This is a genomic window from Halorubrum xinjiangense, from assembly GCF_900102375.1.
In the GTDB taxonomy this organism is placed as follows: Archaea; Halobacteriota; Halobacteria; order Halobacteriales; family Haloferacaceae; genus Halorubrum; species Halorubrum xinjiangense.
Map to the genome: position 1 here is coordinate 179,887 of NZ_FNBO01000001.1, position 16,797 is coordinate 196,683.

At 68.6% G+C, this 16,797-nt stretch carries 15 protein-coding genes; 10 read left to right on the top strand and 5 right to left on the bottom strand.

From position 1 onward, the window contains the following. Positions 1–42: 42 nt before the first annotated feature. From F3H13_RS00835 to F3H13_RS00840, 3 genes are all read left to right on the top strand, one after another. Positions 43–492 (top strand): hypothetical protein, encoded by a 450-nt coding sequence (locus tag F3H13_RS00835; RefSeq protein ID WP_149797180.1) that lies wholly within the window; start codon positions 43–45, stop codon positions 490–492. A gap of 80 nt (positions 493–572) precedes the next feature. Then, positions 573–728 (top strand): DUF7559 family protein, encoded by a 156-nt coding sequence (locus tag F3H13_RS16030; RefSeq protein ID WP_017342671.1) that lies wholly within the window; start codon positions 573–575, stop codon positions 726–728. Between the two features lie 4 nt (positions 729–732). Next, on the top strand, positions 733–1,149 hold the full coding sequence (locus tag F3H13_RS00840; protein ID WP_149797181.1) for an Hsp20/alpha crystallin family protein: 417 nt from the start codon (positions 733–735) through the stop codon (positions 1,147–1,149). A 15-nt stretch (positions 1,150–1,164) separates the two neighbouring features. Here F3H13_RS00840 and F3H13_RS00845 read toward each other — a convergent pair whose 3' ends face one another. Further along, a complete protein-coding gene (locus F3H13_RS00845; protein WP_149797182.1) occupies positions 1,165–2,433 on the bottom strand; it encodes an NAD(P)/FAD-dependent oxidoreductase in 1,269 nt (422 codons plus the stop codon). A gap of 677 nt (positions 2,434–3,110) precedes the next feature. Between F3H13_RS00845 and F3H13_RS00855 the strand changes: the two genes are divergently transcribed. Next, positions 3,111–4,142: a glutathione S-transferase family protein gene (locus F3H13_RS00855; protein ID WP_149797184.1), complete on the top strand. Its 1,032-nt coding sequence runs from the start codon at positions 3,111–3,113 to the stop codon at positions 4,140–4,142. A gap of 325 nt (positions 4,143–4,467) precedes the next feature. On the opposite strand, the gene F3H13_RS00860 is transcribed toward F3H13_RS00855, so the two are convergent. The 3 genes from F3H13_RS00860 to F3H13_RS00870 are packed head-to-tail and all read right to left on the bottom strand — an operon-like array spanning position 4,468 to position 7,862. Then, entirely contained in the window at positions 4,468–5,550 is a 1,083-nt protein-coding gene (locus F3H13_RS00860) for a sugar ABC transporter permease (protein WP_149797185.1), read from the bottom strand. Then, on the bottom strand, positions 5,547–6,542 hold the full coding sequence (locus F3H13_RS00865) for a carbohydrate ABC transporter permease (protein ID WP_149797186.1): 996 nt from the start codon (positions 6,540–6,542) through the stop codon (positions 5,547–5,549). Before F3H13_RS00865 ends, F3H13_RS00860 begins: the two co-directional genes overlap by 4 nt. 15 nt (positions 6,543–6,557) lie before the next feature. After that, positions 6,558–7,862 (bottom strand): extracellular solute-binding protein, encoded by a 1,305-nt coding sequence (locus F3H13_RS00870; RefSeq protein ID WP_223174353.1) that lies wholly within the window; start codon positions 7,860–7,862, stop codon positions 6,558–6,560. A gap of 204 nt (positions 7,863–8,066) precedes the next feature. Here F3H13_RS00870 and F3H13_RS00875 point away from each other — a divergent pair, with 204 nt between their 5' ends. Further along, positions 8,067–9,200, top strand: coding sequence for an ABC transporter ATP-binding protein (locus F3H13_RS00875; protein ID WP_149797187.1), 1,134 nt, complete (start codon positions 8,067–8,069; stop codon positions 9,198–9,200). Between the two features lie 116 nt (positions 9,201–9,316). Here F3H13_RS00875 and F3H13_RS00880 read toward each other — a convergent pair whose 3' ends face one another. Next, positions 9,317–9,742 carry a hypothetical protein gene (locus F3H13_RS00880; protein WP_149797188.1) on the bottom strand — a complete coding sequence of 142 codons (426 nt, stop codon included), beginning with the start codon at positions 9,740–9,742 and terminating at the stop codon, positions 9,317–9,319. Between the two features lie 649 nt (positions 9,743–10,391). On the opposite strand from F3H13_RS00880, the gene mutL reads away from it, so the two are divergent. The 5 genes from mutL to F3H13_RS00910 all read left to right on the top strand — a co-directional run bounded on the left by mutL (position 10,392) and on the right by F3H13_RS00910 (position 16,785). Further along, complete coding sequence (mutL, locus tag F3H13_RS00890; protein ID WP_149797190.1) at positions 10,392–12,644, top strand: DNA mismatch repair endonuclease MutL; 2,253 nt, start codon at positions 10,392–10,394, stop codon at positions 12,642–12,644. A 119-nt stretch (positions 12,645–12,763) separates the two neighbouring features. Then, the gene (locus tag F3H13_RS00895; RefSeq protein WP_149797191.1) at positions 12,764–14,311 is read left to right on the top strand and encodes a methyl-accepting chemotaxis protein; all 1,548 of its coding nucleotides are present in this window, start codon (positions 12,764–12,766) and stop codon (positions 14,309–14,311) included. Continuing rightward, on the top strand, positions 14,308–15,051 hold the full coding sequence (locus F3H13_RS00900; RefSeq protein WP_149797192.1) for a bacteriorhodopsin: 744 nt from the start codon (positions 14,308–14,310) through the stop codon (positions 15,049–15,051). The genes F3H13_RS00895 and F3H13_RS00900 overlap by 4 nt, the downstream gene beginning before the upstream one ends. Positions 15,052–15,148: 97 nt before the next feature. After that, positions 15,149–16,309 carry a thiolase family protein gene (locus tag F3H13_RS00905; protein WP_149797193.1) on the top strand — a complete coding sequence of 387 codons (1,161 nt, stop codon included), beginning with the start codon at positions 15,149–15,151 and terminating at the stop codon, positions 16,307–16,309. Next, a complete protein-coding gene (locus tag F3H13_RS00910; RefSeq protein WP_149797194.1) occupies positions 16,306–16,785 on the top strand; it encodes a PhlB family protein in 480 nt (159 codons plus the stop codon). The genes F3H13_RS00905 and F3H13_RS00910 overlap by 4 nt, the downstream gene beginning before the upstream one ends. Positions 16,786–16,797: the final 12 nt, after the last annotated feature.

Sequence of the window (16,797 nt, forward strand, 5' to 3'; positions counted from 1 at the left end):
GACGCCGGATCGCTTATGATGGAACGCGCGGAAGCGCCGGCTATGCCCTCCAACACGCCCGCGACCGGTGAGACGTGCTCGGGCGACGGCACGCCCCCGGCCGCCGACGAGCCCTCTCGCTGGCAGCGGGTGGGGAACTACCTCTCGTTCGCCGCGCTCTGCGGGCTGGCCGCGATACAGTTCCTCGGTGCCGAGCCCCGGCCGTGGGGACTCGCGGGCGGCTGGGCCGCGGCGACCGCAATCGCTCTGGGACCGATCGCGTGGCTCGCCCGCGACCGCCTCTCGCCGGACCGCTACGAGACGCTGACCTACGTCGCCTTCGGCGCCGCGATCCTCTCCATCGCCGTCGGGCTGGGCGCCGCGCTCGCGTTCGGGGTCCCGTATTACCCGTACGGTCCCGGCTTCCTCGCCGGCGTGGCGCTCGGCACTGCGGTCGTCTCGGTCGCCGAGCGTGCGGTCGTTCCGGAGCGGCTCCGCGGATCCGCGGTCTGATTGCCTCCGGGGAGTCGGCACACCTCCTCGACCGCCGCCGCCACGCCGTTTAAGCCCTCGCCGACACAACTGGTTGGTATATGCCATCGACGATGGAGGTCAAGTGCGTCAGCGACGACTGCGAACTCGACATGTTCGAGAATCACTACACCTACGACGTGCCCGACGACCACGCGGTCGAGGACCTCTCGTGTCCGTACTGCGGCGGGAGCGACCTCGTCGAGATCGAGGTGTGAGCGCGTGAGCCGACTCGTCGAGACCGGTCGGTCCGCGCTCCGGAGCGCCCTCGAACGCGTCGGCCGCGGGTGGGGTCGCGTCCAGGAGCGCCGCCCGCTCTCCACCGACCTCCTCGAGAGCGACGACGCGTACCTGGTCGTCTTCGACGCCCCCGGCGTGCGCGGCGAGGACGTCGACGTCACCTTCCTCGACCGCACCGTCGAGGTAAACTTAGAGCGCTTCCGCGACTTCTACGACGGCTATGACCTCGTGTTCCCGGGCCGCGGCGTCTCGCTGTCCGGGAGCGTCACCCTCCCGCGCGACGCCGACGTGACACCCGAGGGGGCGAACGCGACGCTCACGCGCAACGGCACGCTCCACGTCGAGATACCCAAGCGCGGCGGGTCGAGCGACGTCGACGTCGTCGAAGAGAACGACTGACGCGGCGGCTGTTTTTTAGCTCTCCTCCGTCCGAGTCGACAGCGACATCCCCTCCGCGATCTCGAACGACTCGTCGCCGTCGAACCGCGCCGGGTCGAACGCGCCGATCCACGGGGAATCCGGAGCGTCGAACGCGACGCCGGCGAGCGACGCCAGCACACCCTCGGCGACCGTCTCGCCAGTCGCCGGCGCGCGCATGAACCCGTGTCCCTGCCAGCCGGCGGCGACGAAGAGCGTTGGAGAGACATCGCCGTCCCCGTCCACCGGCCCGACGAGCGGGTCGCCGTCGGGCGTCGCGGTACAGAGCCCGGCCCACGCCCGGGAGACGTCGAGGTGGCGGTCGACTCGCTCGGGAGCGTCGCCGCGATCGGTTCCGGCGAGCCGCTCGTCGAGGACGGCGGCGATGTCCTCGCGGAACCAGTCGTCCGCCTCGCGCCGGTAGTCGTCGGGGTCGGCCGGGACCGGTTCCGTGCCGTCACCCGCGAGCAGGCCGTCCGGGTGTGGGCGGAGGTACGCGTCCGCGCTCGCGTCGTATACCATCGGGCCGTCGTAGGTCCCTCGGGCGACGAGCGCCTGAACGCGGTAGGGGACGACCGGGACTGAAATCCCGGCGTCCGCGAGCAGCGACCGCGTGTGTGCCCCGGCGGCGACGGCGACCGCGTCGAAGGCGCGCGTTTCGGCCCCCGAGTCCCCGTCGGCTCCGGCATCGCGGACGCGGAGCTCTCGGCCCGTATCGGTCCGCGAACCGAGCGCGACCGCCGTCTGCGTCTTGACCGCGACGCCCTCCCGGGCGGCCCGCTCGCCCAGCGCGCGGACGTAGCTCGGCGGGTCGGTCCAGCCGGCCCCTTCGGCCACCGCCGCGACGGCGAGGTCGGCGGTCCGGAGGGCGGGGAAGCGCTCGCCGAGCGCGTCGGGGTCGACGAGCGACACTTCGCGACCGTGGTCGCGCATGCGCTCGACCATCGCCGGGACGGCGTCGGCGTCGGGGTCGCCCTCGCGGACCGCGATCACGTACGGGCAGGAGAGAAAAGAGAAGCCGGGGAGCGACCGGTCGAAGGCGCGGAACCGCTCCAGCGCGCGGGCGCCGACCGCGGCGTCGACGTCCTCGGCGTAGGCGTCGTAGAGGACGCCCGCCGCGCGCCCCGAACTCTCGGCCGCCAGCTCGCCGCGCTCGTAGAGCGTCACGTCGGCGCCGCGAGCCGCGAGATCGCCGGCCGCCGTGACGCCGACCGCGCCGCCGCCGACGACCGCGACCGACGGCGCCGGCTCGACTTCCTCGGTCATGGGTCGAGATACGCGAGCGACGACGAAAAGCCACCGGGACGACGACCTTTGTTTATAAACGAACGCTGTGCGGTGGCGCGTGCCTGCGAGCGGCCGCCCCCGGCGGCCGCGAGGCAGCACGCGCGAGGTCGCCGGCGCTACGCGCCGGCTGCCAGAGGGACCTTCGGTCCCTCGCTGGAGTCGGCGGTCCGGAGCGAAGCGAAGGACCGCCGACGAGGCTGGGGAGGCGTGAGGCGCTGTGCGGTCGCGGTCGGGTGGGACTCAAAGGGGCAGTCGCGAGGGCGGCGCAGGCGACGCAAGCACTGGAGGGAGTGAGCGAAGCGAACGACCGAAGCGCGCAGCGAGCGTGCGCCGCCCTCGCGACTGGGGCTTTGGAAGTGTTCTCCGGCGTCCTGCTGCCAATCGTTTATAAATGATCGACTGGGGCTTTGGAGGTGTTCGCTACCGATCCACAGTCAGTCATTTATAAACGAGCGATTGGGGCTTTCGAAGTGTTCTCCGGCGTCCCGCTGCCAATCATTTATAAGCGATCGACTGGGGCTTTGGAGGTGGTCTCCGTCGATCCGCAATCAACGATTTATACTCGATCGGATCGAGAGCTCTCACAGAACCCAACTTAAAGAGGTGACACGCGTGTCCCCGCCCACGTTATACGGGTCGAACCCCAACTATCGAGTATGAATCAGCTCGTGGACGGCGAGTGGCGCACGGACACCTACGAAACGACCGACGAGGAGGGCGCGTTCCAGCGCGGCGAGACCACCTTCCGGAACTGGGTCGCGGGCAGCGACGTACCGGACCACGTCGACGCGGAGCCGGACGAGCGCTTCCAGCCGGAGGCCGGCCGGTACCACCTGTACGTCTCGTACGCGTGCCCGTGGGCGCACCGGACGCTGCTCGCGCGGTCGCTGCTGGGCCTCGAAGACGCGATCGGCGTCTCGGTCGTGGACCCGTACCGGGGCGAGGACGGCTGGCAGTTCACGCCGGAGAAGGACGGCTGTACGCCCGACCACCTCCACGGCAGCGACTACCTCCGCGAGCTGTACGTCGAGGCTGACCCCGACGCCACCTGCCGGGTGACTGTGCCCGTGCTGTGGGACACCGAAACGGAGACGGTCGTCAACAACGAGTCCAGAGAGATCCTCCGAATCCTCTCGACCGCGTTCGCGGACCTCGGCAACGGCGCCTCGCTGCTCCCCGACGCCGAGGACGACGCGACCGTCGCGGACGTCGACGAGACCATCACCGACATCTACGAGCCGATCAACAACGGCGTCTACCGCGCCGGCTTCGCGACCTCGCAGAGCGCCTACGACGAAGCGATAGACGACCTGTTCGACGCGCTCGACCGCTACGACGACCACCTCGCGGACCAGCGCTACCTCGTCGGCGACTCGCTCACCGAGGCGGACATCTGCATGTTCACCACGCTGGTCCGCTTCGATCAGGTGTACCACACCCACTTCATGTGCAACCGGAAGTTCATCCACCAGTACGAGAACCTCTGGCCGTACCTGCGCGACCTCTACCAGACTGAGGGCGTCGCGGAGACGGTGAACATGGCGCACATCAAGGAGCACTACTACACCACGCACCCGGACGTGACTCCCTCGGGCATCATCGCGCGCGGCCCCGACCTCGACTTCGAGGCCGCCCACGACCGCGGCCGGCTCGCGGGCGCGCCGCCGACGCCGACCGCCGACGACTGAGTGAGAACGGCGCCGACTGGCTGCGGCCATTTTTGGATGCTGACACCTTGGCGCGCCTTCGAGCGGCCGCCATCGGCGGCCGCGAGAAGCCCGCGAGGGAGGCGGCGGCTCGGCGCGGCTCCGCCCGCGCCGGGCCGCCCGCCGAGGCTGGGGAGGCGTGAGGTGCGTGGCCGTGCGGAGCGGTACCGGACAGTGCGGAGCGGTACCGGACGGTGCGGAGCGGTGCCGACGATCGAACGCGAGTCGGACCGCTCGGCCGAAACCGAACCACGAAAGCGAGAAACGAGAACAGCAGACGGACGGCCGACGGACCGCGCTCGGTCCGTTACCCTTCCATCCCGCCGAACGAGAGGCCGTCCTCGACGGAGCGCTGCGCGGCGAAGTAGACGATCGCGACCGGCAGCGCGAACAGGTTCGCGAACGCCGCGAACCGCGTCCACGGCGTCGAGAACCGACCCTCCGTCGCGATGTTGTACAGCTCCACCGAGAGCGGGTAGTTCTCGGGGCGCAGCAGTGTCTGCGCGATGATGAACTCGTTCCAGCCGGCGAGCCAGACGAAGATCAGGACGACGGCGAGCCCCGGCTTCGTCAGCGGGAGGATCACCTCCCGGATCGTGTCGAGGAAGCTCGCGCCGTCGACCATCGCCGCCTCCTCGTAGGAGACGGGGATGTTGTCCATGTACGTCTTCAACAGCCACGTGTTGAACGGGATCGCCCCCGCGGCGTAGAACAGTCCGAGGACGAACAGGTTGTTCGTCAGGCCGTACGAGCTGAAAAGCGAGTACAGCGCCACGAGCGTCGCGATCGACAGCCCGGCGCCGATCTGCGTGAAGAGCACGTAGCCGTAGAGGATGCGTTTACGCGCCACGAACTGCCGGCGCGAGAACGCGTACGCCGCCGGGACGATCATCCCGAACCCGGCCGCGAGCGTCACGCTGACGATGTAGAGGCTGTTGAACAGCGCGCCGGGACCGGTTTCGGTGCCGGCCCACCGGAAGCTCACCAGCCCGCCGCCCCCGCCGAGGACGAGCTGGGGGTACCCCCAGTCGCCGTCGACGAAGAAGAAGTCGGACTCGAAGATCACCCACCGGTACGCGCCGAGGTTGTACGTCGACGGGTCGGGGAAGATTCCGCTCGTGTTGAACAGCCGCGACCCCTCCGCCAGCGACGCGGTCGTGATCCAGAACAGCGGGAACAGAAGCACGAGCACCATCACGAGCCCGAACAGCGTCATGATGACGCTCTTCGTCACGTCCCACGAGCTGCGCTTCCCCGTGCGAACGTCGTAGACCGCCCGCTGGACCAGCACCGAGAACCGCTTCGGCGCGGTCGCGAGCCCGACCAGCTTCGAGCGCACCAGCGCGAGCGCGCCGCCGATCAGTCCGGTCGCGGAGTCGAGGGGGCTCATTCGTCACCCACCCCCTCGGCGAGGCCGCCGTAGCGCACGGCCACGTACATGAACATGCCGACGAACGCGATCCCGACGATCAGGATGGCGGCCGACAGGCCAAACTGGTTGAACGTGATCGCCTCGCGGTAGCCGTACACGATGATCAGCTCGTTCTGTCGCGACGGCCCGCCCTGGTTGAACACCCACGGGATCAGGAACTGCTGGAACGACGTCGCGGCCGTGAGGATCGACGCGAACAGCACCGGCCCCTTGATCGCGGGCAGCGTCACGGTGCGGAACCGCTGGAGCGCCCCAGCGCCGTCGACCATCGCGGCCTCGTGGAGCGACCGTGGCACGTCTTGTAAGGCGCTCACGATTATGATCACCATGAACGGGTACGCCAGCCACACCTCCGTGGTGACGTACGCGAAGAACGCCTCCCAGCGACCACTGAGGAAGCCGATCGGCACGTCGAACAGGAGGAGTTCCGGGGCGGACAGCGACGACATGAACTCGTTATATCGACCCAGTATCGTGTTGAACACGCCGTAGCGCGCGTCGCTGAACATCCCGCGCCAGACGGTGATCGTGAAGATGCCGGGGAACCCCAGCGGGACGATGACCGCCGCGCGCATGTACCGCTTGCCCGCGACGCGCACGTGGTTCAACAGCAGGGCGATCCCCACCGCGAGGAACACCTTGATCACGAGCGAGACGGCGACGAACAGCCACGTCGTCGTCATCGACGTCCAGAACTGCGAGTCCCCGATCAGCTGGACGTAGTTCGCCAGCCCGATCAGCTCGGCACCGCCGCCGATCACCGACCCGGCGAACGTCGCGTCGGTCAGCGAGATGTAGAAGAGATAGAAGATGGGGTACAGCATGAAGCTCGAAAAAAGCAACACGCCGGGCGCGACGAGGAGCAGCCCCCAGTCGCGACTGGAGAACGGCAACGCTGACTGCAGCCGCGCCAGTCCGCTCACGCCGGTTCCGGATTGCGAAGAGGCCATCGCTCCGGGAGGTGCCTACAGCGCCTCCCGGATCTCGGAGGCGGCCTGGTCGAGCGCAGCGTCGCCCTCCTGGTCGCCGTTGAAGACGCGCTCTAACGCGTCCGTCACGGGCGTCCAGACGCTGTCCATGTCGGGGTGCGTCGGGATCGGAACGCCGTGGTCGACCTGCTGGGCGAACGCCTGGACCTCGCTGGAGAGGTCGTCGTTGCCCACCACGTCGGCCAGCACGGGGATGTACCCCTGCTCTTCGGCGTTGGTCTGGATGATGTCTTCGTTAGTGGTGTACCACTCGGCGAGGCCGGTCGCGGCGTCGACCGTGGACTGGTCCGCGTCGGCCAGCATCGACGAGAAGTAGAACAGCTGGATCCCGGAGTACGAGCGCGGGTTGTTCCCGTCGACGGTCGGCAGCGTCGTGACGCCGAGGTTCTCGATCTCGCCGCTGAGGTTGCCGAGCTCCCACGGGCCGTTGATCGCGAACGGCGCGAGTCCGTCGGCGAACGCGACGATCTGCGACTCGTAGCCGGGGTCGGACGGGACGTAGTCGAACAGCGTTTCGAGCGCGGCCATTCCCTGCTTACACTCGTCGCTGTCGACGCCGACTTCGAGGTTCTCCTCGTCGAAGATGTCCCCGCCGTACGCCTGGATGAAACCGCTGACGAAGTACGGGTCGACGACCGGGTACGACAGGCCGTACTGGCCGTTGTCCGGGTCGTGGTGCTCGTCCATGATCGACACCATCTCCTCTAAGCTCTCCGGCGGCTCGTCGACCATGTCCTCGTTGTAGAACAGCGCGACTGTCTCGGAGGCGAATGGGAGCCCGTAGAGCGAGCCGTCGAACTGTGCGGCCTCGCGGGCCGCCTGCGTGTAGCTGTCGAGCGAGACATCGATCTCGTCGCTCGCGTCGTAGAGGAACGGTGGGTCCTCGCGGACCGCGAACCGGCCGACCCAGTCGTGCGCCCAGATCCACGAGTCGGGGCCGTCGCCGGCGGGGATCGCCGTTTCGAGCTGCTGGTCGAGATCGCCGCCTGGCGCCTCCTTGTTGATCGTGTTCCCCGTGTCCGACTCGTACTGGTCGATGAAGCCGGAGATCGCCTCGTCCTCTGCGTCGGAGAGGTCCGCCCACAGGCGCGCGGAGCCGGTGTCCCCACCGTCGGAACCGTCGTCGCCGTCCGAACCGTCGCCGCCGTCGCTTCCGTCCGACCCGTCGCCGCCGTCACCGCCGTCACCGCCGTCACCGCCGGTGCTGATACAGCCCGCGAGCCCCGCGAGCGCAGTCGTTCCCCCCATCGCCTTGAGCAGCGTTCTACGTTTCTCGTTCATGTGGCTAGAACAAATGATGAATTATATTTTCATACATTTAGTGTTTGGGGTACATCCCGATCGATCCGGATCGATCCGTGTCGACCGTGAGATTCGACGATCGACTGTCTCGGCGCAGCGGGTCGATATTTGAGAAGAGATTCTTCACCAAATATCAGGAAAACAGCAAAGAACTCATATGCCAGCGGACCAGTTTTGAGGAAAATGGCACGAGTCACGCTCGATACGCTCCGGAAGGAGTTCGACCGGGGAACCATCGTCGCCGTCGACGACCTCGACTTAGAGATCGACGACGGGGAGTTCGTGACCGTGGTCGGGCCGTCGGGCTGCGGGAAGACGACCACGCTCCGGATGGTCGCGGGGCTCGAAGAGCCGACGTCGGGTACCGTCCACTTCGACGACGAGGACGTCACGGAGATCCACGCGAAGGAACGCCCGGTCGCGATGGTGTTCCAGAACTACGCGTTATACCCGCACAAGACCGTCCGCGAGAACATGGCGTTCGGGCTCAAGATGAGCACCGACATGACGAAAGAGGAGCGCCACGAGCGCGTCCGCGAGATGGCGGAGATGATGGGCATCGCCGACCTCCTCGACGACAAGCCCGACGAGCTCTCCGGCGGGCAGAAGCAGCGCGTCGCGCTCGGCCGCGCCATCGCGCGCGAGCCCGAGGTGTTCCTCTTCGACGAGCCGCTCTCGAACCTCGACGCGAAGCTCCGCACGGAGATGCGCGCGGAGATCCAGAAGCTGCAAAAGGAGTTCGGCGTCACCGCGATGTACGTCACCCACGACCAGGAGGAGGCGATGACGATGGGCGACCGCCTCGCCATCTTAAACGACGGGAAGCTCCAGCAGGTCGGCGCGCCCACGGAGGTGTACCAGAACCCCGTGAACGAGTTCGTCGCCGGCTTCATCGGCTCGCCGTCGATGAACTTCCTCGACGTCGACGTGGAGACGGACGGAACGACGGCGACGATCCGCGACGAGTCCTCGGGGCTCGCGCTCTCGCTCAGCCGCGAGTACGTCGCCGGCCACGACATCGAAAGCGGCCCGTACACCCTCGGGATCCGCCCCGAGAACATCGAGATCATCGAGGAGCCGACCGGCGGGGAGACGCTCACGTCGACCGTCGAGGTCGTCGAGCCGATCGGCTCCGACAACTACGTCCACCTCGACGTGAACGAGGACTTCCTCGCGCGGTCGCCCGCCGACGTCCAGCCCGAGGCCGGCGACGAGGTCGGCGTCACCTTCGCGGAGGAGAATCTCCACCTGTTCGACGCCGAGACCGGCGAAGACGTGTTCCTCACCGACGAGGAGATCGCGGCCGCGGTCGCTTAAGAGGGGTCGATTTTCGGATCGGGCCTTCGCTGTGAACCGATCGTTCGTACTTTCTCACCGTTTTGAGAGTGAGCGTCGTCGGTAGTGAGCAAGCCTCCGAGGGTTCGGTACCCCAGTCACTCCTCGAAGGACGCCGAATACACCCGCCCCTGAGTGTGATGTTCCGTCGCGGACACGTATCGAAACCCGCCGCTGCGCGTTGCCTCCACGCGGTAGCCCTGTGATGCTAACGCGTCGTTACAACCACTTTTGGCACCGTCGTCAACGCCGGCGACCAGCAGGTCCAGACGCTCTTGTGACTGTTGGTACTGAGCGTAGACCAGTTCGAGGTCGGCACAATCGGTCGATCCGTACGTGACAGTCCCTTCTACAAGTATCGTCTCGCCCTCGACCGTGATCGCAGGTGGAGAGTCGGCGTCGATGTCAGTTTCCACCTGTTCGAACGTGACGTCGAAACCGACCACCGGAAGCCTGTCGAGACACCCACCGCTGACGGTGGCGAGTACCGTTCCGGTTCCGGCGAGGAGGGCTCGTCGGTTCATGGCTGAAACCACTTAAGCCAGCGGAATATGTGTTATCCCGGCCGTTTTGGTTCCGGATTATCCCTGTCTCGAATCGGATACTACGGGCCTTCGGAATGGCCCGTTCCGCGCGAGCATATTCCTGACAAGCAGGAGTTTTGGCAGCGCCTGGTTTATAAATAACTGGCTGCGGATTGACCGAGAACACCGCCAAGGTCCCAGCCGTTCGCTTATAAATAGTTGACAACGGATCGGCGGCAAACACCTCCAAAGCCCCAGCCGCGAGGACTCGCGCGGCTTGCTGCGCGCCTCGCTCAGTCGCTGGCTCCTTCGCTGCGGTGCTTCCGTCGCCGTGCTTCGTCCTCGCGGCTGCCCCTTTGAGTCCCGCCCCGCACAGCACCGCGCCTCACGCCTCCCCAGCCTCGTCGGTGGTCCTCCGCTTCGCTCCGGACAACCGACTCCAGCGAGGGACCGAAGGTCCCTCTGGCAGCCGGCGCGTAGCGCCGGCGACCTCGCGCGTGCTGACTCGCGGCCGCCGAGGGCGGCCGCTCGCAGGCACGCGCCACCGCAGTTTTGTTTATAAATAGCGCACTCGCAGAGCTTCAGTCTGTCTCGCGTCGCCGCGGACGACAACGGCTTGAAGTGCGCGCTCGTCAGACGGAGCGTACGAATGGAGCCGCCAGATATCGAGCGGTTGGACGAGCGGACCGTCCAGCGGATCGCGGCCGGTGAGGTCGTCGAGCGCCCCGCGAGCGTCGTGAAGGAGCTGGTCGAGAACAGCCTCGACGCGGGCGCGAGCCGCGTCGCGGTCTCCGTCGAGTCGGGCGGCACCGAGGGGATCCGCGTCCGCGACGACGGCGTCGGTATCCCCGAAGGCCAGCTGGAGGCGGCCGTCGCGGAGCACGCCACCTCGAAGATCGGCGACATCGAGGACCTCGACCGCGGCGTCGCCACGCTCGGCTTCCGCGGCGAGGCGCTGTACACCGTCGGCGCCGTCTCCCGACTGACGGTGCGGTCACGCCCCCCGGACGCCGAGGCTGGCGCGGAGATCACCGTCGAGGGCGGCGAGGTCGGCGAGGTCCGTCCCGCGGGCTGTCCCGCGGGGACGACCGTCGAGGTCGACGACCTCTTTTATAACACGCCGGCCCGCGAGAAGTTCCTCAAGCGGACCGCCACGGAGTTCGACCACGTGAACACGGTCGTGACCGGCTACGCGCTAGCGAATCCCGACGTCGCGGTCTCCTTAGAACACGACGGCCGCGAGACGTTCGCGACCGAGGGGAACGGCGACCTCCGGTCGGCCGTCCTCGCCGTCTACGGCCGCGAGGTCGCCGAGTCGATGATCGACGTGGACTGGGCGCCGGAGGGCGAGGGGAACACGGACGGAGCGGCTGACGCCGACGAACCCCCGGTCAAGCGAGTCACGGGGCTGGTCTCGCACCCCGAGACGGCGCGCTCGACCCGCGACTACCTCTCGACGTACGTCAACGGCCGGTACGTCACCGCGAGCGCGCTCCGCGAGGCGACTCTCGACGCCTACGGCGGGCAGCTGGCGCCCGACCGCTACCCCTTCGCGGTCCTCTTCGTCGAGGTCCCGGCCGGCGACGTGGACGTGAACGTCCACCCGCGCAAGCTGGAGGTGCGCTTCGACGAGGAGCCCGCGGTCCGGTCAGCGGTCGAGACCGCCGTGGAGGAGGCGCTACTCGATCACGGCCTGATCCGCTCGACGGCGCCCCGCGGCCAGTCGGCGCCCGACGAGACCGCCGTCGAGCCCGAGACGCCAGACGTCGAGGCCGTCGGGGGCGCGAACACCGACCACGAGCGCGCCGCGCGTGAGGGGCGCGATTCCGGGGCGTCGGCGGGCGTCGCAGACTCGCCCGACGCCGGCGACGACGCGTCGCCGACCGAATTGGACCCCTCGGACGACGCGGCCTGGGCGGTCGACGGCCTGGGCGGCGAGGACGCGGACGAAGACGCCCGTCCCTCGCCGCGGAGCTGGCAGGAGGACGCCGCGGGTCGCGATCCGGACCTGCCGACGGACCCCGGCGACGCCACAAGCGGGACCGACAACGCCGGGAGCGGGACCGGCGACGACGCCACAGATACCCTGACCGACGCGGTCGACCGCGCCGCCGACAGCGCGGACGCGGGCGCGCCGTCCCGAACGCCCTCGGTCGACGAAGACACGCCGGCCCCGGGCGAGACGGAGTCCAGCGACGACGCGACGCGCCCGACCGCCCGATCGCGCTCCGCGACGCGACAGCGGACCCTCGACGGCGACGGGACGGAACGCGAGCGCGAGTTCGACTCGCTGCCCTCGCTGCGGGTGCTGGGACAGCTCCACGAGACGTACGTCGTCGCCGAGGTGCCGGACGGGCTCGTGTTGATCGACCAGCACGCGGCCGACGAGCGGGTGAACTACGAGCGGCTGAAGGCCGTCTTCGCGGACGGCGCGGACGCGCAGGCGCTCGCGGAGCCGGTCCGCATCGAGCTGACCGCGCGTGAGGCGGCGCTGTTCGAGGAGTTCGTCGACGACCTAGCCGATATCGGGTTCCGGGCGGAGCGCGCGGGCGACCGCGAGGTGGCGGTGACGGCGGTACCGGCGGTCTTCGACGCCGCGCTCGACCCGGACCTCCTGCGCGACGTGCTCTCCGCGCTGGTCGACGACGCCGCCGCGGCCGACGACCCGGTCGCGGACGTCGTGGACGAGCTCCTCGCCGACCTCGCCTGCTACCCCTCGATCACCGGGAACACCTCGCTGACCGAGGGGCGCGTCGTCGACCTCCTCGACCGCCTCGACGACTGCGAGAACCCCTACGCCTGTCCGCACGGGCGCCCGGTCGTGATCCGGCTCGACCGCGACGAGATCGGCTCCCGGTTCGAACGCGACTATCCGGGTCACGGCGGGCGGCGCACGGAGTAGCGTTTCCGGGGCGACCCCGGCGATGCCGTGGGGAGAGTCGTGGCTCGGCGACGAGCGGAAATATCACGACTGATACCCTCGGGGGGCAGTTTAACACGGTGGTTCTCCTGATCGATCACATGCTGATAGCAGCGGTGAAAGACAGCTACGGGGCGAAACTAGGCGCCGGCTACGTCGCGACGGGCGCGTTCGTTATCGCCGTCGGTCTGGTCACCGACGACGCCAACGCGACGGTCGTCGCGGCCGTCGCCGGACTGTTAACCTTGGGGTCGATCAACGCCGCCGAGACGATCGCGAGTGTCACCGAGATCGGCGCGCAGACACGGCGCGTCGCGAACGGCGACATCGATCAGGCGGTCCGGTCGACGCGGACCGACGAGTTCGGGCGACTGGCCGGATCGATCGAGGAGATGAGAGTCTCGCTGAAGGATCGCTTGGGGGAGATGGAGCGGACGCAGGACGAACTCGAAGACGCTCGGTCGGAAGCGACCGAGATGGCGGACCGATACCGACGGACCGCCGACCGCTACGCCGAGGTGATGGAGGAGGCGGCGACCGGCGACCTCACGCGGCGCGTCGACGTCGACGAAACCGACGAGAGCCTCGCGACCGTCGGCGAGTCGTTCAACCGGATGATGGACGACCTTCAGGGGACGGTGGAGACGGTACGAGAGATGGCCGACCGGATCGAGGCCGACGCCGGGGAGATGGCCGAGATGAGCAACGAGGTCGAGCAGCGCGTCGCCAGCGCGACAGGGAGCGCGACGACGATCCGCGGGCAGGCGAGCGACCAGCGCGCCGAGCTGGAGTCCATCGCGGCCGACATCGAAACCGTCAGCGCGTCCGCCGAGGAGATCGCGGCGACCGTCGACGACCTGTCTGACCGGAGCGAAACGGTCGCGGCGACGAGCGACGACGCCCGCAGCTCTTCCCAGAGCGCGCTCGACGAGATGGCCGAGGTCGAGTCGGAGGCGGAGCGCGCCGTCGACCGCGTCGAGCAGCTCCAAGACGGGATGGAAGAGATCACCGAGATCGTCGACATCATCGGCGAGATCGCCGAACAGACCAACATGCTCGCGCTGAACGCCTCCATCGAGGCCGCCCGCGCCGACGGCTCCGGCGACGGGTTCAGCGTCGTCGCCGAGGAGGTCAAGGGGCTCGCCGAGGAGACGCAGTCGCGCGCGAACGAGATCGACAAGATGATCGACGACATCGCCGACCAGACCGAGGAGGTGACGGTCTCGATTCGGTCGACGCAGGAGCGCGTTCAGACCGGGACCGACACCGTCGAGTCGACGCTTTCCGACATCGAGGCGATCGCCGACTCCGTCGACGAGATCAGCCGCTCGCTCGGAGAGATCCGGCGGACGACGGCCGACCAGGCGGACACGGTACAGGACACGGCGAACTCCGTCGACGACATCACGGAGCTGAGCACGGAGACCGCCGAGACGGCGGAGCAGACGGCGACGGAGATCCAGGAGGGGCAGTCGGTTGTTGAGGACGTGTCCAGCTCGCTGCGGGAGTTCCAGACCGACGCCGTGACCACGCTTCAAGACCGAGTCGCGGCGTTCACCGTCGAGGGGGGTGAGTCCGCTTCCGGCGGTCCGGCGGCCGACTCCGGGACGGCGCACTCGCGGGCGACGACCGACGGGGGTGCGCGATGACGAGCGCCGTCACCGTCGCGTACGGCCTGGCGGCGGCCGCCTTCCTCGTCGGAGTCGGGATCGCTGCGGTCCTGTATACGAAACTGGAGGGATCGAGGGACCGCAGCCGACTGGCCGCGCTGGCGGTTATCCCCGGCTTCGCCGGGATATCGTACGTCGCGATGGCGTTGGGGATCGGAACGGTCACGATCAACGGGACCGAGCTCGTCGGGTTCCGCTATGTCGACTGGGTCGTCACCACGCCGCTCCTAGTCGGCTTCATCGGCTACGTCGCGGGCGCGTCCCGCCGCGCCATCGCGGGCGTGATGCTCGCCGACGCGCTGATGATCGCGTTCGGCACGGGAGCGGTCGTCGCTGACGGGACGCTCAAGTGGGCGCTGTTCGGCGTCTCCTCAGCGTTCCACCTCTCGCTTTTCGCGTACCTGTACGTGGTGTTCCCGCGGACGGTTCCGAACGACCCGATGCAGAAGGGACTGTTCAGCCTGCTGAAAAACCACGTCGGACTGCTGTGGCTGGCGTACCCGTTCGTCTGGCTGATGGGCCCCGAGGGGATCGCCTTCGCCGGTGCGGTCGGTACCGCGATGACGTACGTCTTCCTCGACGTGCTGGCGAAGGTGCCGTACGTCTACTTCTTCTACGCCCGACGGCAGGCGTTCATGGACGTGACGTCGGCGTCGACGGCGGCCGTCGAGGGCGACCCGACCGCGCTCGGCGACGACGCCCCGACCACGGCCGACTGAGTCGGCGGGCGTCTCGCCGCGGCCGACCGCCCGAGACTGCGTTCGTCCCGCGACCGCAGAGAGGTACGTTTTAGGCGACCCCGGTGGACCCACTGACATGGAACGCGTAGCGATCGTCGGCGCGTCGATGACCCGGTTCGGGCAGCGCGACGCCTGGGTGCGGGAGCTGCTGGCGGAGGCGGGCGCGGCCGCGCTCGACGACGCCGGCGTCGACGGCGACGACCTCGATCACCTGTACGTCTCGAACATGGCCAGCGGCGAGTTCGAGGGGCAGACCGGCGTCCCGAACGCGCTCGCCCACGACCTGGCGGCCCAGCCGGCCTACACCGCGCGGATCGACCAGACCTCCTCGTCGGGCGGCGCGGGCGTGTACGCCGCGTGGCAGTCGGTCGCCTCCGGCGCGAGCGACCTCACAATGTTGGTCGGCGGCGAGAAGATGACCCACCGGACGACGGCGGAGGCGACCGACGTGATCGCGTCGCTCACCCACCCGGTCGAGTACAAACAGGGGGTCACGCTCCCCTCCTTCGCGGGGCTCACCGCCCGGCTCTACCTCGACACCTACGACGCGCCGCGCGAGAGCCTCGGGAAGGTCGCCGTGAAGAACCACAAGAACGGCGTGGACAACCCCCACGCGCAGTTTCAAAAGGAGGTCGACCTCGACACGGTCCTCGACTCGCCGATCGTCGCCGACCCCCTCCGCTTGTACGACTTCTGTCCGATCACGGACGGCTCCGCGGCGCTCGTGTTCTGTCCCGAATCGGTGGCCGAAGAGTACGCGCCCGACGGCAACTACGCCGTCATCTCGGGGATCGGCGGCGCGACCGACACCCACGTCGTCCACGAGCGCGCGGACCCGACGACGATGGGCGGCGTCGTCGACTCCTCCGACATCGCCTACGAGATGGCCGGGATCGGCCCGGACGACGTCGACGTCGCGGAGCTTCACGACATGTTCACCATCCTCGAGTTCCTCCAGAGCGAGGACCTCGGCTTCTTCGAGAAGGGCAAGGGGTGGAAGGCGGTCGAGGAGGGCGTCACCGACCGCGACGGCGACCTCCCGATCAACACCTCCGGCGGCCTCAAATCGAAGGGCCACCCGCTCGGGGCCAGCGGCGTCGCACAGGTGTACGAGATAGTCCAGCAGGTCACGGGCGACGCCGGCCCGCGGCAGGTCGAGGCCGACACGGGCCTCGCCTGTAACGTCGGCGGGTTCGGGAACTGCGTGACCACGACGATTCTGGAGGGAAGCCAATGAGCGACCACGAGACGACTGACGACGCGGCCGGAAGCGACGGACGAGGGAGCGACGAGCCGGTGAACGGCGACGAACCGGCCTTCGAGGCGGCGGAGTACGCGGACGGGACGGTCACGTACCCGCCCCACACCGTGGGCCCGAACGGCGCCGAGCGCGTCGGGACGGTCGACCTCCGCGAGTACGCGGGCCGGGTCGTCACGTGGACGACCTCGACCGCGACCCCGCCGGGCGTCCGCGAGCCCAACACCCTCGCTATCGTCGAGTTCGAAATGGACGACGGGTACGACGGACCGCCGGTCCGCGCGCTCGGGCAGATCGCGGAGCGCGGGGACGGCTCCGGGGAGACCTTCGACGTCGACATCGGCGACCGCGTCGAGCCCGTCTACGCCGACGAGCTGCGCGAGCCGGGCGCCGGCATCCGCGAGCCCGAGAGCCAGGAGTGGGACGGGTTCCGGTTCCGGCCGGTAGAGGAGTAGTCGAAGGGGAGT